Source organism: Thalassolituus sp. LLYu03 (genome assembly GCF_050507655.1).
Lineage (GTDB): Bacteria > Pseudomonadota > Gammaproteobacteria > Pseudomonadales > Oceanobacteraceae > Venatoribacter.
Genome location: NZ_CP191496.1, coordinates 3,556,831 through 3,576,790 on the forward strand (window position 1 = coordinate 3,556,831; position 19,960 = coordinate 3,576,790).

Genomic DNA, 19,960 nt, shown 5'->3' on the forward strand with positions numbered 1-19,960 from the left:
TAATGACGACAACACCCCGCTCTGCCCGTAAACCCCTGCTGGCGCTGACCCTGAGTCTGCTGCTGACACCGCTGGCTGCGTCCCTGACGCAGGCAACGGAAATGACGGTGTTTAAAAGCCCGACCTGCGGCTGCTGTACCGACTGGGTAAAGCATCTTGAGAAGAACGGCATCCACGCCAACGAAGAAGTGACCGACGACATGGCCTCGCTGAAGCAGATGCTGGGCATACCCGCCAACGTGCGCTCGTGCCACACCGGCGTGTCAGAAAACGGTTTCGTGTTCGAAGGCCATGTGCCTGCCCGCTACGTTGAACAGTTTCTGAAAGAGCTGCCGGCCGGTGCCGTCGGCCTCACGGTACCCGCCATGCCGATGGGCAGCCCGGGCATGGAAATGGGCGACCACTTTATGCCGTATCAGGTTCTGTTGCTGAAACAGGACGGCAGCACCGCTCTTTATGCCGACGTGAAAACACCGGCCGATCAATAACGCTCGAAGCAGGACGGCAGCACCGCCCTCTTTTTTTCCGACGTTAAAACACCGGCCGATCAATAACCTTTCCATCTCAGGCGCGTTCTGCGCGCCTGAGATTTCCCCAACCGTCCTTCGTTTTACGCCCGGCAACAGATGCCGGACCAGCGCTGATCTGGTATAAACGCGCCCCGGTTAAACCAGCCAACCTTCCGACACTCAACGATTTCCAGGGAACGGACACATGCCGCAACTGCTCGACGGCCTGCTCAATTTTGCCGCCTATTTTTCCATCGCCTTAGCCACGCTGCTGATTTTCAAAGTGGTGTATACCCGCATCACCCCACAAGACGAGTGGCGCCTGATCCGTGACGAACGCAATCTGGCGGCGGCCATTGGTTTTGCCGGCGCCATCATCGGCTTTTCCATCGCCCTGTACGGCGTTATCACCCACTCAGTATCGCTGCAGGATTTCAGCATCTGGGCACTGGTTGCCCTGATCGCCCAGCTGTTGGCGTTTGCCATCGTGCGCTTTCTGCTGATGCCCGATCTGGTGCGCCGTATCGGCGATCAGGAATTGAGTGCCGGCGTGATGCTGGGTGCTGTGTCCATCGCCTGCGGTGTACTGAACGCCGCCTGCATGAGCTGGTGATGCCATGAGCAAACGCACGAAATTCATTTCCGAGAGTTTTTTTGAACGCAACGCAGGCATCGCCTGGGTCGCGGTCGGTGGTGCCGCCATGGCCTGGCCCTTTCTTTTCGATGGCCGCCGCGATGTGTATGTCGCGTCCAGCGATACCGACTGCACACTCAATAGCCAGCTGAATGCAGAGCAATGTGAGCTGGCTTACCGCAAAGCCATGCAGGCTGCCAAAGACACAGCACCCGTGTTCAACACGCAGGCCGACTGTGAAGCCGAATTTCCGGATGCACACTGCACCACCACTCAATCCACCAGCTACGCCAGCAGCAGCGGGGCTTACCCGGGCACCTCAGCCTACTGGGGCAACCAGCCACTGACGCGCACCACGTTCAGCCGCAGCCAGCCACAGATGAGCGGTTTTATGGTCGACCCCAATGACAAAACCGGCGCGCAGTCGTTTAACCCTGTGTTTCAGCATCGTAATGAAAAAGGCCAAACCTCGCTGGTCACCGCCTCCGGCGAGCAACTGAAAAGCGGCAGCAAAGGCATGATGCGCGTATCGGCCAATGGCCTCAGCCGGCCACAGACCGGCCTGCGTGCCCCCATGAGCCGCGGCGGTTTCGGGCGCATCATGGCCATCCGCGCCAGCGCCGGAGGCTGATCATGCTGCGCGTTCCGGTGCGAGAGCGTCCCCACTGGCGGACGCTGGCTGAACAACTCGGCTTTGGCTTTCACACCATTGATGACGAGCCTTACTGGGATGAAAGCGCCTATTACCAGTTTTCGTTGCGCCAGATAGAAGACGATCTGGAAGCACCGACCGCCGAAATCCATCAGATGTGTCTGGAGGTGGTCGAGCGCGTCTGCCGCGACGACGAACTGATGCGCCGTTTTGCCATTCCGCAGACCCACTGGGATTACGTGCGTAACTCCTGGCTGCAGCGCGAGCCGTCGCTGTATTCGCGCCTCGATCTGGCTTACCGCGGCAACGGCCCGGCCAAACTCTACGAAAACAACGCCGACACCCCCACCAGCCTGTACGAAACCGGCTTCTGGCAGTGGCTGTGGCTTGAGGATCAGGTCAACGCCGGCAAGCTGCCCAACCGCGCCGACCAGTTCAACAGCGTGCAGGAAAAGCTGATTGCCCGTTTCCGCCAGCTGCGGTCGCAGGGCGTGATGCACTTCAGCTGCTGCAAAGAATCAGACGAAGACCGCGGCACCGTGCGTTATCTGGAAGACTGTGCTGCCGAAGCCGGTATCGAACCGCGCTTTGTGTACATCGACGACATCGGCGCCGACGGCCGCGGCCTGTTTATCGACAGCGACGATCAGCCCATCGACTGGCTGTTTAAACTCTACCCGTGGGAATATCTGCTGCGCGAACCCTTCGCCCGCTTACAGGGCATGGCGCATACCCGCTGGCTGGAGCCGGCGTGGAAGTCGGTGCTGTCGAACAAAGCCCTGCTGCCTTTGCTGTGGCGACTCTTCCCCAAGCACCCCAATCTGCTGCCGTCGTTTTTTGCCGACGAACTGCATCTGGCCGGTGACTGTGATCTGCTGGTCGAGAAGCCGCTGTTTTCCCGCGAAGGCGCCAACATCCGCATCTTCGACAAACAAAGCGACATCAGCGCCACGGAAGGGCCGTACGGCGAGGAAGGCTTTATCTACCAGCAAGCGGAGCCGCTGCCCCGTTTCGGCAGCAGCTATACCCTGATCGGCAGCTGGCTGATTGACGACCAGCCCGCCGGTATCGGCATCCGCGAAGACAACACCCTGATCACCCGCGACACCAGCCGCTTTCTGCCGCACATCATTCTCGACTGATGCCATTCGTTCGAGTTTATCGAACCTTCTCATGAATTTTTCGGCATTGTTGTTCGCAACGGCGAGCCTAATATGAGATCGGTATTCTGGTTATCACCACCGCCGTGGTGATGCACTGACACCCAGCATCGCAGGAGCGGTGCGCACAGGAGGCAACACCATGATGTTCAGCAAAACCCGTCTGGCTTTTACTCTGGCTGCAACTCTGATCAGCGGCAGCGTACTGGCTCAGGATTACAGCATCGACCCGACGCACACCAGTGTGGTGGTGAGCTGGAACCACTTCGGTTTCTCTAACCCGACTGCCTCATTCAGCGATGCCAGCGGCACCATTTCTTTCGATGAAAAAGCGCCGGCCAAAGCGTCCATCAACGTCACCATTCCGGTGAAAACCGTCGACACCAAAGTGGCCAAGCTGAACGAAGAGTTCATTAACGAAGCGGATTATTTCGACGTGGCTAAATTCCCGACAGCCACCTTCAAAAGCACCAAGGTAACCGCCAAAGGCAACAACCAGTTTGATGTGGCCGGCGACCTGACCATCAAAGGCGTGACCAAAGCCGTTGTGTTCAACGCCAAACTGAACGGCATGGGCGAACACCCGATGACCAAGAAAGCCGCCATCGGTTTTGATGCCAGCACTGTGATCAAACGTACTGAATTTAATCTGGGTAAATACGCGCCGTACGTGAGTGATGAAGTCACCCTGACCATCACCACCGAAGCTCAGGCGAAGTAAGCCGGGCCTACGTTTTCAGCACCCGGAGAATCCCGTCTCTCCACTGCCCGGCAACTGCCGGGCTTTTTTATGCTGAAAAATAATTTTGTCACCAGAGTATGCGACACTACGTTCTTCATTTTCAGGTGGCAAAGGACATGCGCAATTTCTGTAAACCAGTCGCACTGGTGCTCTCTGTATTATTTGCTCCGTCCGTACTGGCGGAACCTCAGCCTGCCGGTAACTGGCAGGAACGGTTTGCGCTTGGGATCGGGGGTGGGCCGGCCTATTCTGCGGTGGGCATACGGCTTGATATTCCCCTGCGGGAGCGCATGGACCTGCTGACGGTTTTGGGCTTAGGCGGGGCACTGGGCTTACAGTACCGGCCGCTGGACAGCTATCCACGCTTGGGTTTTGGCGTCATGTACGGGACGGTCGCCATCGCCTCCACCAAAGATGAATACGGCTACGAAGAAGAAAAACCCGGTTACGGCGCCAGCCTGTTCGCCGGTATCGCACCCCGCTATGACAAATTCAGCGTCAGCGCCGGTGTGAGCTATGTTCTGTCGCCGGAGCCGGTAGGCTTTCCGGCCGAGGACTACGAGCGGACCGACAGCGATGCGCACTGGCAGGCATCGCTGGGGCTGCATCTGCCGTTACGCATCCGCGCGCTCGGCCGCCTGCACCGCTGACGGAAAAGACAGGGCTTATTGCCCTGTCTGAATTTGCGCCGACGGCGTTGCCAGCTGATCCAGGGTCGCCAGAATAATGGCCGCGTCACCGGTCAGCACCACGTCGTTGTCTTGCACGATCAGGTCGTTACAACTCAGATTGCTGTACAGGGTGCCGGTTTGTGGCCGCAGCGGATTGCTGACGTCCACTTCCTGCAAGCCATCGCCGGTGCAGATATAGAGCACACTGCCCGACAACGCCAGACCCTGCGGCTGCGGCAGCGGCAGTACGCCCAGCAACCAGGTGTCGTCTTCTGAGCTTGTGTCGTAAATAAGCAGGCGGTCTTCACCTTCATCACCACAGGTATTGCCGGCCCGGACCGTCACATACATGAGATCGTCACTGGCAATGGCCGGATCGCAGCTGCGCGCATGACGGGCAAACGACAGTTGCGACAGCAGACCGTCGGCATCGATTTTCAGGATATAACTGCCACTGCGGGCGCCGACCAGAATCAGGTCACTTCCTTCCACCGACAGGGTTTCCACCGAATTCAGCGCCAGAGTATCGATCAGTGCCGGCTTGTCGGGTGCAGCAAGATCGTAGCTGCGCACCTGACCGGAACTGGTCAGCACCACCAGATAACCATTCTGCGTCACCATGCCAGACGTTGAACCAACGGTACTGCTGGTGAAATCCCGGGAGCCTGAATCACCACCACAGGCGCTGAGCAGGCCCACCAGACAAGCCATAAGGGTTGTGCGTTTCCATGTCGCCATCATTGCTGCACTCCATACAGATAGCTTTCACCTTCGGGGGTCTGATAGCCAATGATCAGCGGGTGGCCCCAATTCAGAGTGCCGCTTTTGAACTCGGCACCTTCAACCCAGGCCGCCGGCTGGGAAGGCATGGAAAACTGATCCGTTACCCGTTTTACGCTGCTGGTGCTGTAGGTTCCGTCACGCAGATCGGCAATGTTCACCGCATACAGGTCGGTAAAGCTGTTCGCGTAGAGATAGCCATTGCTGATGGTCAGTTCTGTGGCGCCGGGCAGAGGATAGAACCCCAGCCGCAGCGGGTTCTGGCGGTCCGAAATATCAAAAAAGTGATAGCCGGAATAGCGGTCGTTAACAACCAGCAGGTCACCGCTCTGAACCAGTTTACCCGGGATGCGCAGCGGCACGTTGTCGCCATAATCCGGCACGGGTAAGCGCTGCAGATCATCCAGATCGAGATAGACAGGGGTGTCGCAGTACTTGTCGTCGTAAGCGCAGCTTTTTTCGTCCCAGTCCTGATAGAAGGGGTTACAGCCAGCCAGTGTGGCCAGAGAAAAGAATGCCAGTATCCTGAATTGCATGATCATCATCCTGATAGGAAGGCGCATCCTACCATGGACTGATGACAGATCTATTATCGGGAAAGCAGTGGCGGATCAGAAATCCGCCAGCATATTGCGCAGGCTGTTAAGGGTTTCTTTGCCACGCTGTTTCTGTTCTTCCGGCGAGGTTTCGGTTTTGCCTTCCCAGACGATGTCGTCCGGCGGCAGTTCGTCTAGGAAGCGCGAATGCGTGGTGTCCATGGCTTCACCGAACTGGCGGCGTTTGCCGGCGTAGGTGAGGGTTAAGGTGCGCTTGGCGCGGGTGATGCCCACGTACATCAGACGCCGTTCTTCTTCGATGGTGTCGGCTTCAATGCTGTTGCGGTGCGGCATCAGCTCTTCTTCCATGCCCATGATGTAGACGTGCGGAAACTCCAGACCTTTGGAGGCGTGCAACGTCATCAGCTGCACCTGATCGGATTCGTCTTCCTGCTCCTGATTTTCCAGCATGTCGCGCAGAATCAGTTTCGATACCGCATCTTCGATGGTGCATTCGTCGCCCAGCTCTTCGGCTTTGTCGATCATCTTCTTGATGGAGTCGATCAGGAACCAGACGTTTTTCATGCGCCGCTCAGCCTGATTGGGCGTGCCCGAGGTCTGCATCAGCCAGCTTTCGTAATCGATGTCGGTGATCATTTCTTTCACCGCCGCCACCGGGTCTTCGGTGTAGGCACGGCGGGTGATGCCGTCCAGCCAGTGGTGGAAACGGCGCAGGCGATCGAGCGCCTTGGGCATCAGCTGTTGTTCAAGGCCCATTTCGCCCAGCGCCTGCACCATGGAACAGCCACGCATGGCGGCGTATTCACCGAGTTTTTCGATGGTGGACGGGCCGATTTCGCGGCGCGGGGTGTTGATGATGCGCAGAAACGCAGCGTCGTCGGTCGGGTTAATGATCAGGCGCAGGTAACCCATGATGTCTTTGATTTCGTTGCGCCCGAAGAACGACTGGCCGCCGCTCAGCTTGTACGGCACCTGATAGGCCTGCAGCTTCATTTCGATGGCGCGCGACTGGTGGTTGCCGCGGTACAGCACGGCAAAGTCGCGGTAGCCGCAGCCGTAGCGCAGACGGCGTTCGACGATTTCGGTGGCGATGCGCTCAGCTTCGATTTCGTCGTTGCGGCATTTGAGAATTTTAATCGGATCGCCGTAGCCCATGTCCGACCAGAGTTTCTTTTCGAACTCGTGCGGGTTGTTGTCGATTACCCGGTTGGCGGCGTTCAGGATCAGGCCGGTGGAGCGGTAGTTCTGCTCCAGCTTGATCAGCTTCAGCGTCGGGAAGTCTTTCTTCAGCAGCGACAGGTTCTCGGGCTTAGCACCACGCCAGGCGTAGATCGACTGGTCGTCGTCGCCCACCACGGTAAGACCGGTGCGGTGACCGACCAGCAGTTTTACCAGTTCGTACTGCGAGGTGTTGGTGTCCTGATATTCGTCCACCAGCAGGTAGCGGATTTTCTTCTGCCAGCGCGTCAGCACGTCGGCGTTATCGCGGAACAGCACAGTCGGCACCATGATCAGGTCGTCGAAATCGACGGCGTTATAGGCCTTGAGCATGCGCTGGTAGACCGAATAGGTCTGGGCGATCAGCAGCTCCTGCGGCGTGCCGGCCTTGTTGATGGCGTCCTGCGGGGTAATGAGGTCGTTCTTCAGGCTGGAAATGGCGTTCTGCACCATCTCGATCATATCGCCGTCGTCGCCGTGCTCGCGCACCATCACATCGCGGATGATGCCTTTGCAGTCGTCCTGATCAAGGATGGAAAAGCCCTGCTTATAACCGGCTGCGGTCAGCTCGTGGCGGATGATGTTCAGACCGAGGTTGTGGAAGGTGGAGACGGTCAGGCCCTTGGCGCCGCCTTTGCCCACCAGCGACATCACCCGCTCTTTCATTTCGCGCGCGGCTTTGTTGGTGAAGGTCACCGCCGCCACATGGTGCGCCTTAAAGCCGCACACCTGAATCAGGTAGGCAATTTTACGCGTGATTACCGAGGTTTTGCCCGAGCCAGCGCCTGCCAGTACCAGCAAGGGGCCATCAATGTATTTGGCGGCTTCTCTCTGACGGGGATTGAGCTGACTTAAATCGACCACGGGCATACCTCTTCAACGGCCGGCCATTCTACCAGTTCAGCGGCACCTTTGAATGACTGATACATAAGGCTGAATCCGCACATTCCGCTTTCAGAAATTATCGCAAGACCTTGTGGCCATTACGTTTTTTTGTGCCACAGAAGAAGACAGTGCGGTCGAAATGTCCTATATATACTTTCAGAATAAAAACTAAAAATCGTTATGGTCAGTGCATCAAGGGCCGCCAACGCCCGGAACGACGCATAACTGGCGCCATTCATTGTGATGGCAACCTGCACTTTACCGACGGGCCCTATGAACTTCTCACCTGAACACGATGCGCCGGGACTGCTGGTTCTGAGCACCGACGAACATCAGCTGCAGCTGCTGCGCGACTGGCTGGCAGCCCACCCGGACGGCGATACGCCGGCTACCCATTTTGTGTTGCTGGACGCCGGACACCGCTGGCGCGATCACCCGCTGCTGCACGCCGAACCCCTCAACTGGCAGGCCGCCATTGCCGACATCGGCATGCTCTGCGACGTACGCCGTGAGTGGTTGAGCGAACTGGTGCAGGCCGTTCCGACCCTGCTGATCAGTGACGAAGACGCCCAGCAACAACTGCCCAAACCCTTTCACTGGCTGTCGCGCCCGGACATAAACCGCAGCGGATTTTTCCGCAGTCTGCGCCCGCTGACCCTGTGCCTGCGCGACGACCTGCCCGCGCCGCTGGGCCGCAACGAGTTTTTCAGCCATCTGCGCGCACGCCTGAACGAACGGCGCAGCGCCCTGTTTCTGCAGGTGGTGCAGGGCCGCTGGCTGCGCACCCAGCACAACGACAGCTGGCGCCAGCAATCGTCGGTGCAACGCGAATTCGAACGCTCGATTCAGCTGCGCGCGCCGGTGAACGCCATGGTCGGCCGCCTGCTCGATGATCAGTTGGTGGTCATCAGCGACAACTACTACGAACTGCAGGCCGACTGGCTGCCGCACCACCCGGATGACGATCTGCGTCCCTGGGTGGTGTATCACAGCGCACCGCTGCATCTGGCGGATATTTCCTCGCTGAGTGCGGTGCTGCAGGAAGGCATGCAGCAGATCGCCCGCGACCGGCTGGAGCAGGAAGCCCAGTGCGGGTGCGGTCTGGATTCCCACAGCCTGAGTCTGTTCGATGGTCTGAATCTGGCGCTGCAGCGCGATGAGTTTTATCTGGAATATCAGCCCCAGTTCGACAGCCGCACCGGCGCCTGGGTCGGCGCTGAAGCCCTGATGCGCTGGCGCCATCCCAAACTGGGGGTTATCCCGCCGACTGTGTTTATCCGCGAAGCGGAAGCCGCGGGTCTGATTCAGGCCCTCGGCCAATGGGCCCTGCGCGAAACTGCCTCCAACTGGCGCCGCCTGTGCCGCGAAACCGGCACCGAGCTGCGTCTGGCCGTGAATGTGTCGTTCCCGGAAATTGCCGATCCCTGGTACGCCCGGCAGGTGCTGAATATCCTCGCCGACACCGGCATGCCGCCCTACGCGCTGGAACTGGAGCTGACCGAAACCGCCATGATCCGCGACGCCAGCGTGTCGATGCTGAACCTGCGGCAGCTGAAGAACGCCGGTGTGCACATCGTACTCGACGACTTCGGCACCGGTTTTTCATCACTGTCTCACCTGAGCGACCTGCCCCTCACCGGCATCAAACTCGACCGTGCCTTTATCTCGCCGCTGCCGGGCAACCCGCAGCAGACGCACATCGTCACCAGCATGCTGGAACTGGCGCAGCGGCTGAATCTGGAAACCACCGCCGAAGGCGTGGAGGAAACCCCGTGTCTGGAGCTGGTACGTCGTCTCGGCTGCGACCGGATTCAGGGGTATGTCTATGCTCAGCCCATGCCGCTTGATGAGCTGATGGCGCGGGCCAAAGAAGGCTTTGATGCGCCCAGCGACTTCCGTCAGGGCAAGTTGTTCTGATCGTCCGCCTGAGGCTCTGCCTCAGGAGTTGGCTGGCGGGTGCCCAGCGCATCGTCCCACAGTTTGCGGAAGTAATTACGCTCGCGTTTATTCAGCGTCGGCCACAGGATGCGGCTGCTTTTGAAGGCATCAGGCTGGTCCAGCAGGTACTGACTGATTTCATCGGGCGTCAGTAATGACGCCACTTCGGTATTCACCGGTGCACTTCCAATCTGCTTCACCATCACCTCGTACTGGTATTCCTTACTGATGGAAAAATTGATCCAGTCTTCAGCGATGTGCCGGTGCAGCGGCCGGTCGCGCAATGTGCGCGTCAGCGCGTAACCATCCAGCCAGCCGGTCACACCCTCTTTCGGGGTCGCCACTTTCCAGTGCTGGCGCTTCTGATTCAGTTTGGCCAGCGGGAAGCCCCAGCTGGCGGCGATGGCGCAGCCCTGCAGGTCGTCCGGGCGATCAACACCCAGCCACATGGTACGGGCATGAGTCACCAGATCCTTCAGACGCTGTTCTATCTGATGCTGATGCAGGGTATCCATGTCGGCGATGCGCTCTGCGGGAATGCCCAGCGACAGCGCAGCGATGTAAATATTGGCCTCGAAGTAGTCGTAGCTGATGGCGTATTGGTTGTGGAAGCGCTCATCCCACAGCGCCGCCCAGGAATCCGGCGCGTCGGTCACCACGTCGGCGTCGTACACCAGCTCATATGGCCCGTGCACCAGAGGTACTGAGTACACCTGCCCCTTCTCAGTGGTGTAATCGGCGTACTGCAGCGACGGAATCAGAAAGCGGTAATTGGGGATATTGGCGGTGTTGATCGGCAGAATCAGCTGGCGGCTGATGAGCTGGTATCGTTCGTCCTTCAGAATGTTGTGACTGGGCGCAATAACGTCGGCCTGATCGTTACGGATGGATTCAAAATACTCATCAGGGTGCGAGGCGTAGCGGATCCTGAGGGTGACGGTCTGCTGGTATTTTTCACTGGCCTCGCGCTCGAAGCGCGCCACCATATCGGCGGGTGTGTAGCCTTCCCAGGTCAGCACATGCAACAGCACACCGGATGATCCGGCCTGCGCAGCACAGCTCATGCCGAGCACGCACACGCCCATCCAGACGGCGGCCAACAGCCGTCGGGTGAACACGATGTGGGGGCGGATACGCTTGAAAACCATGGCGCCACGTCAGTCTGGAGCGAGAGCTTTCAGTATAGGTCGCTTGTTGCTCAGCACAGCGGAAATGCGCGAATGACACACCGGCAAACACCCGCAAAAGAGACGCCCTGAGACGCAGGGTAAAGGCGCGGGGATCGCGCCTCAGGGCAACGTAGCGGCTTACATCAGCAGGCGCGCAACCTCTTTCAGCTCGCTGGCACCCAGTACCGACAACCAGTTTTCGTCGCTGCTGGTAATGCCATACCAGCGCTGGTTGCCGCCACCATGACAGCCATAGGTGATCAGGCCTCCAGTAGTACCGGAGCGGTCAAGGCAGGCGCCACTTGACGCGTTTTTCAGCACCCATGGGTTCGTGCTGGTACCGTAAAAGCCCCAACGCTGATCCACAGCATCAACATCGCACGCCTTGGTGTAGAGCACCGAAGACGACGCCACCAGACACAACCATGGCGAGGCCACGGGGTGCAGACGACCATAGCTGTCCTGAATCCACTGCGGACGATCGTCTGCGGCCACACCCGACTGGGAAGTCAGTGCCACCTGGCCGTCTTCGCCGTTGGCCGGATCAAAGAAATAGCCACTGCCGGTAATCGCGGTGCCCGTCAGTCCGAGGGTTTCCGTGCCGAGCAGACCACTGGCTTGCAGATGCGCCAGCAACCGGGCGGCCGTGGCCTCATCGCTCAGGCCGTTGGCGGCGGCGTGATTCAGCAACGCGCGGGTCGCCGTCGCTGCCGCCTGCACACTCAGCACATGATCGAGCTTGGCCGCGTTGCCGGCCGACAATGCCGCCAGCAGTTCGCCCGCGTCGTAGCTGGCGATCTTCACCTGCAGACTGGCAGAGATCCCCACAGCGCCGTCGGCGAGGCTGTCGAGTGCGGCGTCGATTTCAACGAACTCACGCGTTTTCAGTTGCGACATGCCCATGTCCATACCGGCAATGCCCACCGGCGGCAGCGCAGGAATTTCGCCATCGAATTCGCTGCGCGCAAGCTCAGTGACCGTGCCGCTGCGACGGCAATTCAGGGTTGCCAGAGTCGGCCGGAAGCCGGCCTCAAGGTTCACATGCAGCTGGTTCGCTGAACCGGAGGCGTGACGGCTGGCCGCCACGGCAATCCGTTTCTCATCGCCCGCCGCATTCTGGATATCGAGCCAGCAGACATCATCACTGCCGCTCAGATCCGGCTCGGCGAGATCAAACACATTGCCGTAGTTGCCGTGGAATACGGGGTAAATCACCGCCAGATCGGTCAGCGGATCGTGCGCACCGAGAATGGTCGCCACCGCCACGCCGGTTTTCACCGGGGCCGGAATGTTGCTGACGTACTCGTCGAACTCACCGCTGACGGTGTTCCACTTCTTATAACCAGAAGCGTAACTGGCGTCCGGAATCGCGAACGACTCCATCTGGTTCTGGATGATGCGTGACGAATAGCCGGTGTAGTAGGTGTAACGCGACAACGGCGAACCGTCCCAGCCACCGGACATGGCGTCCTTGTTGTAGGTAAACACAGGGCCTTCGCTGATGCTGGTCACCGGAGTACGCAGGCGCTGACGGTAAGGGATATAACCCCAGCCGCTGTTGGCGTGATGGTTCGCCCAACGGCCATCGGTGGTCAGCCCCTGCCCCGGGTAATGACCCAGACCATAGCCGTGTCCCCACTCGTGGCTGGCTTCATTGCCGGAGGTGGAATACAGGGTGGCAATGCCGTTGCCGCCACTCAGACCGTGGTGCACCACGCCGTTCTGATAATTGCCCTGCGCGTGGTGACTGGTCACTTCTTTGAATGGCTGGCCGTAGCTCTGCGACATGTTCCAGCTCGGGTAACCGTAGTTGGCCATGTTAATGCCGACGCTGATCTGCGACTTGGCCACGTCACCGCGCATGTCGCCGGAATAGACGTCGCCATTGCCGGCGCTGATTTCGTCGTAAATGACGCCGCTGCCGATCATTACTTTATTCAGGGTCGCATCGGCGTAGTTGGCCATCACCACCCGCGCCACCGGCATAGTGGAGAAGTAATCCGCCGCCGCCATCACCGGGTCGTTGGAAGCGTAATGGTTGTCGTTGCTGGCCGGAGGATTGGTCAGCATGCCGACGCGAATGGTCTGGTTGACCAGTTCGGTGGCGCGGCCCACATCAATGTCCGTTGCCGCCAGCAGGCCGCTGCGACCTTCGCTGGTGAAGGTCAGCGCCATGCCGGTGCGCACATGCTGCCACGGGATAACCCCCCACCAGGCTTTGCCGGAATAGGTCATCTGCCCGGCAAAGTTGTCCGGAGCCGGCAAGGTGTTCGGATGTCTGAGAGCAATGGTGTCGACCACGCCGCCATTCACCGAAAGCTCAGCGGTGACTTCGGTGCGCGGCAGGTCGTCGTTGGCAATAAACAGCACCAGTGCGTCGCGCTGAGCGACAAGACGCGGCATATAACGGCTCAGGGTTTCATCGCTCGTGTTGCGTACGTAGTTGTCGTGCGGGGCGACAGAATGCGACTGCACAAACTGAATTTCAGCGGCCAGATCACCGCTCAGGTCGTTGCGCAGCACGCGCGGATTGCCGTCAAAATCGAGGCCATAAAAATCGATACGGCCGCCGCCCAGATACGCGCTGGCCAAGGCCACATCCAGCGTGCCCGAATAGACGACGATGTCGTCGTCCGCCGCAGCCTGAATCTGAATCGCGGCGGCACCGGCTTCATCCGGCGTGCCGGTCACGCGGCCACTAGCGGCATCCAATGCCGCCCAGGACGGCAGGCTCAGCGCCGAGAAAACCGCACCGGCCGGTGCGCCAGTGAAGACCGGCTGTTCGCTGTAGAATGCGGTGGTGACTGCCGGCGCGAACGTCACATGTTCCGTTTTGGCCGGTGTTTCAGTGTCCGTGGAAGAGCCATCGCCAGAAGAGCCATCGCCGGAAGAACCATCGCCGGAAGAACCATCGCCGGAAGAGCCATCGCCGGAAGAACCATCGCCGGAAGAACCATCGCCGGAAGAACCATCGCCGGAAGAACCATCGCCGGAAGAACCATCGCCGGAAGAACCATCGCCGGAAGAGCCATCGCCGGAAGAGCCATCGCCGGAAGAACCATCGCCGGAAGAACCTTCGCCAGAGCTTCCACCGGATTCTTCATTGCCACCGTTTTCGCTGCCACCGCTGTCGTTGTTATCAGCGCCGGAGCCAGGGGCTTGCGGGGAATTATCGTCAGCGGAGGAGTCTCCGCCCGGGTTGGTAGTATCCGTTACCGTATCATTCTGATCGGGGTCGTACGTGCTGTCTGTGGTCGCGCCGCCACAGGCCGTCAGTACTGACACCGCCAGAATCAGAGTCCCTTTTTTTATCGTGATCATTGCCTCACCTGCTGTGGGATACGGGGTATGGGGCGCGATCATTCCATTAATATTTACTTAATCAATAATTACATCAGGCCAGTTGCCGGTTCTGCGACCGAGTGCACGTCAAACCAAAGGAAGAATTGAAATCCGGTGGCTGACATGAGCAATATTGACAAAGTGATCAATATTCATCCGGAGCGGTAGCGGTCGAGCGACCGGTAGCCCAGCGCCTCCATAAGATGCGGCCGTTGAATGCATTCAGCGGCCTCCATGTCGGCGATGGTGCGCGCCAGTTTCAGCACCCGGTGGAAACCCCGGGCCGACAACTGCAGACGTTCGAGTGCAGTCAGCAGCCAGTCGCTGTCGCTGCTCTCAAGCCGGCACATGTCATCACGCTGCTGACCCGACAACAGGGCATTGGTGCACCCCTGACGTTGCAGCTGGCGCTCGCGGGCGGCCATGACCCGCTGCTGCACCGCAGCCGAGCTCTCCCCGGCCGGCGCCTGCTGCAACAGCGCCGGCGGCATGGGCGGAACCTCGATGTGCAGATCAATGCGGTCGAGCAAGGGTCCGGAGGTTTGTCCCTGATAGCGGCGGATCTGTTCCAGCGTGCAGCGGCAACGGCCGGACGGATCCCCGAAATAACCACACGGGCACGGGTTCATGGCCGCGATCAGCTGAAACTGAGCTGGGAAGGTGATTGAGCGGCTGGCGCGGCTGATGACAATGCGCCCGCTTTCCAGCGGCTCGCGCAGCACATCCAGCACTTTACGGCTGAACTCCGGCAACTCATCCAGAAACAGAACCCCACCATGGGCCAGTGAAATCTCCCCCGGCCTCGGCGTGGTGCCACCGCCCACCAGCGCGACACCCGACGCCGTGTGGTGCGGGGCGCGGAACGGCCGCACCCGCCACAGGCGCGCCCAGTCGGTGACCTGATGGCTGATGGAGCAGACCGACGCCGCCACCAGCGCTTCGTCTTCGCTCATGGGCGGCAGGATGCCCGGCAACCGGCTGGCGAGCATGGTTTTGCCTGTGCCCGGCGGACCGATAAACAGCAGGTTGTGGCCACCGGCGGCGGCAATTTCGAGCGCCCGCCGTGCCTGCGGCTGGCCGCGCACGTCGGCCAGATCCTGCAGCGTCCGAACCTCAGCGGCGGCTTCAGGTTGTGCCTGCACCGGTTCCAGTGTGGCTTGTCCATGCAAAAAGGCGGTTACCTGCAGCAATCCGGCGGCTGCCCGGCAATCGGCCTGCGAACACAAGGCGGCCTCCGCGGCGCTCGCCTCGGGCAACACCAGCACACGTCCGGCAGCGGCACTCTGCAGAGCGCAGGGCAATACGCCGGGGACTGCGCGTAATTCACCGCCCAACGTGAGTTCGCCGATGAATTCATATCCGTCCAGCGCACTGGCCGGTACCTGACCGGACGCGGCCAGAATGCCCAGCGCAATCGCCAGATCGTAGCGGCCGCCTTCTTTGGGCAGATCGGCCGGTGCCAGATTGACGGTGATGCGTTTGGCGGGAAATTCGAACTGGCTGTTGATCAGGGCGCTGCGGACCCGGTCTTTGCTCTCACGCACTGCGGTTTCCGGCAGACCGACCAGACTCATGGCCGGCAGGCCGCTGGACAGATGGACTTCGACCACCACCGCCGGGGCGTCAATGCCCAGCTGGGCACGGGTGTGAACGCGCGCTAACGACATAAGCATTCCTTTGCCTGTTGCTGTCGGATTCAGGGTAAAGCATCAGCACGGGGGCCGGTATCAGTCACAAACGTGAGTCATCCCCCAATTCCGCCCACTTACCCGCTGTTTACGGAAATCCGGGCAGGCAAATCAGGCCAGACTGGTTAGAATGTTGATCAGCTTTCGTTAAGGGACATTGTATGAAGCCGCTGACTACCCGCCTGATTCTGTTGCCAACCCTCTCGTCTGTGCTGCTCAGCGGCTGTCTGACCGGCGGCAGCAGCACCTCTGGTGACGGAAACTTCACCATTTCGGGCACCCTGATCGCACCGGCCGGTATTACCGTCGATTCGGATGTGAACGACATTTACGCCAGCTACACCAGCAACAGTAACCCTGTCGCTCCGCAGGCGCTGGCCAACATCGCCACTGTGCACGGCTACGCCTCCGACAGCGGTACCGGAGGACGCTTCAGTGGCGACGCCTCTACCGAGCGCTTTGCCGACAGCGGCGATACCGACGACTATTTCAGCGCGTCGCTGCAGGCCGGCCAGGTTATTCAGCTTCAGGTCGTGGATTACAACGGCAACGATATCTCGACACCACGTGGTGATCTCGACCTGTATCTGTTCACCCCCAGCGACACCAACACGCCGGTTACCGGCTCAGATTCCTTTTTCGCTCAGTACGAAACCCTCACCGTGCCGGCCGATGGCGATTATCTGATTAACGTCCGCGCCTTCAGCGGCCAGTCGAAATACGTGCTGCAACTCCTGTCGGCGGATGCCACCGCCGCAGTCGCCGCGCCTGACGACTTCGTGGCGAATCAGGTCATCATGAAAACCAGCGGCAGCACTGCAGCATCGGCCAAGGCCGCCGGCATGAGCATCGCCAGCGTCCAGAGCAGTCAGGGCGGTCCCGATCTGGTCACCTTAAGCCGGACAAACGTGTCCGCGTTGGCCGCTGCAGACACAGACCCGCTGCGCGCCCTCAGCGAAACCCTGTGGGAAAAGCGCCAGACGCTGATTGATATCAAGCGTCTGAGTGCGGAAGACGGCGTCGAATACGCCGAACCCAACTACATCCGCAAACCGCTGTCGACCACGCCAACCGACCCCAAATACGCCCAGCAGTGGCACTACCGCAACATCAATCTGCCGGCGGCCTGGGATCTGAGTCAGGGCAGTGACGTGATCGTTGCCGTGATAGATACCGGTGTGTACCTGGCCCACGAAGATCTGGCCGACAACCTGATCAGCGGTTACGACTTTATTTCAGACACCTCTACCGCCCGCGACGGTAATGGTATCGACAGCAACCCGGATGACCCGGGCGACAGCAGCATTGCCGGTCAGAGCAGCTGGCACGGCACCCACGTTTCCGGCACGGTTGCGGCGGTGAAAGGCAACAGCAAAGGCGGTGTCGGCGTGGCCTGGAGCGCCAAAATCATGCCGATCCGTGTGCTGGGTCAGGACGGCGGCACCACCTACGACATCATTCAGGGCGTGCGCTATGCCGCCGGTCTCAGCAACGACAGCGGTACCGTACCCACCACCCGAGCCGACATCATCAACCTGAGTCTGGGTGGTGAGTCGTCGTCCAATGCCGAACAACAGGCATACACGGCCGCCATTAATGCCGGGGTTATTATCGTGGCCGCGGCGGGTAACTCATCGACCAGTGCGCCCTTCTACCCGGCCGCCTACGACGGCGTGATATCCGTCAGCGCCACCGACTACAACGACGAGCTGTCGTATTACTCCAACTTCGGCTCCACCATCGATGTCGCCGCACCGGGCGGCGATGCCAGCGCCGATGCCAACCACGACTTCCGCGCGGACGGCATCATGAGTACCTATGTCGATGACAGCAGCGGCAGCCGTCAGGCGTCTTACAACTATCAGATGCAGGGCACGTCGATGGCCAGCCCGCATGTGGCCGGCGTGATTGCCCTGATGAAGTCTGTGTATCCGTCACTGACCAGCAGCGACGTCACCACCCTGATCAGCACCTGCAAAATCACCAGCAAAGCGAACGACACAACGTGCGCCCGCGATAACCAGTACGGCTACGGCCTGATCGATGCGTATCTGGCGGTGACCGAAGCGCTGAAGCTCGACAACGGCGGCACCCTGCCGGAGTTGCCGGTGTCATTGCAGAGTGATCCGTCGAGCCTGCTGTTCGGCTCGTCCAGCACCAGCCTGACCTTCGATCTGAGCAATGGCGGTGGCGGTACCGCCGATGTAACGTCGGTGACTGACGACGCCGACTGGCTGAGCCTGGCCTCCACGTCCGTGGGCAGCGACGGTCTGGGCACTTATACCGCCACCGTCAGCCGTGACGGCCTTGAAGACGGTTCGTACACCGCCACCATTACCGCCACCGACGACAGCGGCAGCGTGGTCGAAGTGGATGTGTATCTGCAGGTGGGAACCGCAAGCGCCAGCGAGACACTCACTCAGCAGTACGTGTTGCTGGAAGACGCCGATTGCACCGACAGCGACTGCGTGACCGCGGCGGTATTCGCCAACAGCGACGGCAGCTATGTCATCAGTGGCGTGCCGGCGGGCAATTATCATGTGGTGGCCGGTTCCGATATCGACGTCGATGGTTATATCTGCCAGACGGGTGAAACCTGCGGCGCTTACCCGAACATCGGCGCCATCCAGACCATCAGCGTCAGCGGCAATGTCAGCGACATCGATTTTCTGGTGAACCTGACCAGCGGCTCTTCCGCCAGCGCCAGTGCCATGAGCCGCGCGGCGGTGAGTGGTAAAACCGCCGACAGCGCATCGACCGCCAGCAAAGCGGTTGCTGAGTGATTCAGTAAAGGTTCAGCCTCAGTGCCGGCTAATGCACTGAGGCAAACTCTTTTTAAGGAAATCCACATGGCACGGCTGCTGTCATCCTCATCCCGCAGGTATTGCTTGCCCCATATGGCCAGCCGCTGGCCGTCGTTACTCGCTGCGCTAACGTCGCTGCTGGTTCTTTCGGGCTGTACCGTAAAACCTGTCTACCGCGATGTGCATTATCAGAATTGCGAGATGTCCTGGCGTAAGGTCGAGCTGCGCTCAGAAGGGCTGTTCGACTCTGGCAGTGGCAGGGTGAACTGTGGGAGTGATGCCCATTGTCAGGCGGCGTTTCTGGTGGTGAGCGGCCTGATCTCAGCCGGTTCGGCACTGGTATCCGGCTCGGTCTATGTCGTGGGTAATACCATGCACTGGCTGGAATATCAGGGCCGGTGCCCGGAAAGTACGCTGAATCAGGCGATGACCGCGTTCAGCGATGACGGCCAAGAGCCGGGTGGCGATGAAGCCCAAGAGCTGAGCAGCGATGCAACAGAACCGGGCAGCGATGAATATCAGGAGCCTAACGGCGAGAACACGGACGCCCGCACGGCCCCATCCGCAAAACGCTTTTAAGGCTGAGCCAGCGACTCCAGCACAGGCACCATACGGCTGGCCGAATGCGGAGGGGCTATGTAGCCCTTGTAGCGGCCGTCTTTATCCACAATCGCCAGATTGGCACTGTGATCCATCAGATAGGCCGACTCGCCGCGGTCCACTTTCTGATACACGGCATTCAGGTCAGCCGCCAGCCGCGCCAACGCCAGCGGATTCCCGGTCAGCGCCAAAAACTCCGGATTGAAATACCCCACGTACGGCGCCAGCGCCTCGGGCGTATCCCGCTGTGGGTCAATCGACACCAGCACCACCTGATACTGAGCGCGCACCGGGTCCGGCAACTGCTTCCAGGTACGGCTGAGGTCCATCAGCGTGGTCGGACAAATGTCCGGGCAGAAGGTATAGCCAAAGAACACCAGCAGATTCCGTCCCTGCAGGCCGGTGGACGTCACCGCCTGCCCGTGCTGATCGGTAAATTCGAACGGATGCACCGGCAAGGGCTCAGTAAACAGCACAACCCCCTCGGGTAAGGCAGGCGCCGCCGTCCACCAGACAGCACCACGGTTCTGTTTGCCGGCCAGCCATCCGGCCATCAGCGCGCCTGAGAGCAGCAATGCCAGTACAATCGCTTTTTTCATCGTCTTCACCCC

General features: G+C 60.0%; 16 protein-coding genes. 9 read left to right on the top strand and 7 right to left on the bottom strand.

Features of this window, described 5'->3' with window-relative positions; translation table 11 throughout:
- Nucleotides 1-2: 2 nt before the first annotated feature.
- From ACQUQU_RS15870 to ACQUQU_RS15895, 6 genes are all read left to right on the top strand, one after another.
- Nucleotides 3-488 (top strand): DUF411 domain-containing protein, encoded by a 486-nt coding sequence (locus ACQUQU_RS15870; RefSeq protein WP_430460679.1) that lies wholly within the window; start codon nucleotides 3-5, stop codon nucleotides 486-488.
- 226 nt (nucleotides 489-714) lie between these two features.
- Entirely contained in the window at nucleotides 715-1,122 is a 408-nt protein-coding gene (locus tag ACQUQU_RS15875) for a DUF350 domain-containing protein (protein ID WP_430460680.1), read from the top strand.
- Nucleotides 1,123-1,126: 4 nt separating this feature from the next.
- Nucleotides 1,127-1,774 (top strand): DUF1190 domain-containing protein, encoded by a 648-nt coding sequence (locus ACQUQU_RS15880; protein ID WP_430460681.1) that lies wholly within the window; start codon nucleotides 1,127-1,129, stop codon nucleotides 1,772-1,774.
- A 2-nt stretch (nucleotides 1,775-1,776) separates the two neighbouring features.
- Entirely contained in the window at nucleotides 1,777-2,937 is a 1,161-nt protein-coding gene (locus ACQUQU_RS15885; protein ID WP_430460682.1) for a glutathionylspermidine synthase family protein, read from the top strand.
- A 160-nt stretch (nucleotides 2,938-3,097) separates the two neighbouring features.
- Nucleotides 3,098-3,676 carry a YceI family protein gene (locus tag ACQUQU_RS15890; protein WP_430460683.1) on the top strand — a complete coding sequence of 193 codons (579 nt, stop codon included), beginning with the start codon at nucleotides 3,098-3,100 and terminating at the stop codon, nucleotides 3,674-3,676.
- A gap of 137 nt (nucleotides 3,677-3,813) precedes the next feature.
- Nucleotides 3,814-4,347 (top strand): hypothetical protein, encoded by a 534-nt coding sequence (locus ACQUQU_RS15895; RefSeq protein ID WP_430460684.1) that lies wholly within the window; start codon nucleotides 3,814-3,816, stop codon nucleotides 4,345-4,347.
- Between the two features lie 15 nt (nucleotides 4,348-4,362).
- Here ACQUQU_RS15895 and ACQUQU_RS15900 read toward each other — a convergent pair whose 3' ends face one another.
- From ACQUQU_RS15900 to rep, 3 genes are all read right to left on the bottom strand, one after another.
- Entirely contained in the window at nucleotides 4,363-5,109 is a 747-nt protein-coding gene (locus tag ACQUQU_RS15900; RefSeq protein ID WP_430460685.1) for a hypothetical protein, read from the bottom strand.
- Entirely contained in the window at nucleotides 5,106-5,684 is a 579-nt protein-coding gene (locus ACQUQU_RS15905) for a hypothetical protein (RefSeq protein WP_430460686.1), read from the bottom strand. Before ACQUQU_RS15905 ends, ACQUQU_RS15900 begins: the two co-directional genes overlap by 4 nt.
- Before the next feature lie 75 nt (nucleotides 5,685-5,759).
- A complete protein-coding gene (rep, locus tag ACQUQU_RS15910; protein ID WP_430460687.1) occupies nucleotides 5,760-7,787 on the bottom strand; it encodes a DNA helicase Rep in 2,028 nt (675 codons plus the stop codon).
- A gap of 294 nt (nucleotides 7,788-8,081) precedes the next feature.
- Between rep and ACQUQU_RS15915 the strand changes: the two genes are divergently transcribed.
- Nucleotides 8,082-9,725: an EAL domain-containing protein gene (locus ACQUQU_RS15915; protein ID WP_430460688.1), complete on the top strand. Its 1,644-nt coding sequence runs from the start codon at nucleotides 8,082-8,084 to the stop codon at nucleotides 9,723-9,725.
- Here the strand turns inward: ACQUQU_RS15915 and ACQUQU_RS15920 are convergent.
- From ACQUQU_RS15920 to ACQUQU_RS15930, 3 genes are all read right to left on the bottom strand, one after another.
- The gene (locus ACQUQU_RS15920) at nucleotides 9,707-10,894 is read right to left on the bottom strand and encodes an ABC transporter substrate-binding protein (protein WP_430460689.1); all 1,188 of its coding nucleotides are present in this window, start codon (nucleotides 10,892-10,894) and stop codon (nucleotides 9,707-9,709) included. The two genes, ACQUQU_RS15915 and ACQUQU_RS15920, sit on opposite strands and share 19 nt — an antisense overlap.
- A 159-nt stretch (nucleotides 10,895-11,053) precedes the next feature.
- Nucleotides 11,054-14,236 carry a M66 family metalloprotease gene (locus ACQUQU_RS15925; RefSeq protein ID WP_430460690.1) on the bottom strand — a complete coding sequence of 1,061 codons (3,183 nt, stop codon included), beginning with the start codon at nucleotides 14,234-14,236 and terminating at the stop codon, nucleotides 11,054-11,056.
- Nucleotides 14,237-14,409: 173 nt separating this feature from the next.
- Nucleotides 14,410-15,924: a YifB family Mg chelatase-like AAA ATPase gene (locus tag ACQUQU_RS15930; protein WP_430460691.1), complete on the bottom strand. Its 1,515-nt coding sequence runs from the start codon at nucleotides 15,922-15,924 to the stop codon at nucleotides 14,410-14,412.
- Between the two features lie 182 nt (nucleotides 15,925-16,106).
- On the opposite strand from ACQUQU_RS15930, the gene ACQUQU_RS15935 reads away from it, so the two are divergent.
- Nucleotides 16,107-18,728: a S8 family serine peptidase gene (locus ACQUQU_RS15935; RefSeq protein ID WP_430460692.1), complete on the top strand. Its 2,622-nt coding sequence runs from the start codon at nucleotides 16,107-16,109 to the stop codon at nucleotides 18,726-18,728.
- A gap of 114 nt (nucleotides 18,729-18,842) precedes the next feature.
- Entirely contained in the window at nucleotides 18,843-19,328 is a 486-nt protein-coding gene (locus ACQUQU_RS15940) for a hypothetical protein (protein ID WP_430460693.1), read from the top strand.
- On the opposite strand, the gene ACQUQU_RS15945 is transcribed toward ACQUQU_RS15940, so the two are convergent.
- Entirely contained in the window at nucleotides 19,325-19,948 is a 624-nt protein-coding gene (locus ACQUQU_RS15945; RefSeq protein WP_430460694.1) for an SCO family protein, read from the bottom strand. The two genes, ACQUQU_RS15940 and ACQUQU_RS15945, sit on opposite strands and share 4 nt — an antisense overlap.
- Nucleotides 19,949-19,960 lie beyond the last annotated feature (12 nt).

Excerpts from the sequence above, each read along its gene's own strand:
- ACQUQU_RS15870 (WP_430460679.1), top strand. The coding sequence starts at position 3 with ATGACGACAACACCCCGCTCTGCCCGTAAACCCCTGCTGGCGCTGACC.
- ACQUQU_RS15875 (WP_430460680.1), top strand. The coding sequence starts at position 715 with ATGCCGCAACTGCTCGACGGCCTGCTCAATTTTGCCGCCTATTTTTCC.
- ACQUQU_RS15880 (WP_430460681.1), top strand. The coding sequence starts at position 1,127 with ATGAGCAAACGCACGAAATTCATTTCCGAGAGTTTTTTTGAACGCAAC.
- ACQUQU_RS15885 (WP_430460682.1), top strand. The coding sequence starts at position 1,777 with ATGCTGCGCGTTCCGGTGCGAGAGCGTCCCCACTGGCGGACGCTGGCT.
- ACQUQU_RS15890 (WP_430460683.1), top strand. The coding sequence starts at position 3,098 with ATGATGTTCAGCAAAACCCGTCTGGCTTTTACTCTGGCTGCAACTCTG.
- ACQUQU_RS15895 (WP_430460684.1), top strand. The coding sequence starts at position 3,814 with ATGCGCAATTTCTGTAAACCAGTCGCACTGGTGCTCTCTGTATTATTT.
- ACQUQU_RS15900 (WP_430460685.1), bottom strand. The coding sequence starts at position 5,109 with ATGATGGCGACATGGAAACGCACAACCCTTATGGCTTGTCTGGTGGGC.
- ACQUQU_RS15905 (WP_430460686.1), bottom strand. The coding sequence starts at position 5,684 with ATGCAATTCAGGATACTGGCATTCTTTTCTCTGGCCACACTGGCTGGC.
- ACQUQU_RS15915 (WP_430460688.1), top strand. The coding sequence starts at position 8,082 with ATGAACTTCTCACCTGAACACGATGCGCCGGGACTGCTGGTTCTGAGC.
- ACQUQU_RS15920 (WP_430460689.1), bottom strand. The coding sequence starts at position 10,894 with ATGGTTTTCAAGCGTATCCGCCCCCACATCGTGTTCACCCGACGGCTG.
- ACQUQU_RS15925 (WP_430460690.1), bottom strand. The coding sequence starts at position 14,236 with ATGATCACGATAAAAAAAGGGACTCTGATTCTGGCGGTGTCAGTACTG.
- ACQUQU_RS15930 (WP_430460691.1), bottom strand. The coding sequence starts at position 15,924 with ATGTCGTTAGCGCGCGTTCACACCCGTGCCCAGCTGGGCATTGACGCC.
- ACQUQU_RS15935 (WP_430460692.1), top strand. The coding sequence starts at position 16,107 with ATGAAGCCGCTGACTACCCGCCTGATTCTGTTGCCAACCCTCTCGTCT.
- ACQUQU_RS15940 (WP_430460693.1), top strand. The coding sequence starts at position 18,843 with ATGGCCAGCCGCTGGCCGTCGTTACTCGCTGCGCTAACGTCGCTGCTG.
- ACQUQU_RS15945 (WP_430460694.1), bottom strand. The coding sequence starts at position 19,948 with ATGAAAAAAGCGATTGTACTGGCATTGCTGCTCTCAGGCGCGCTGATG.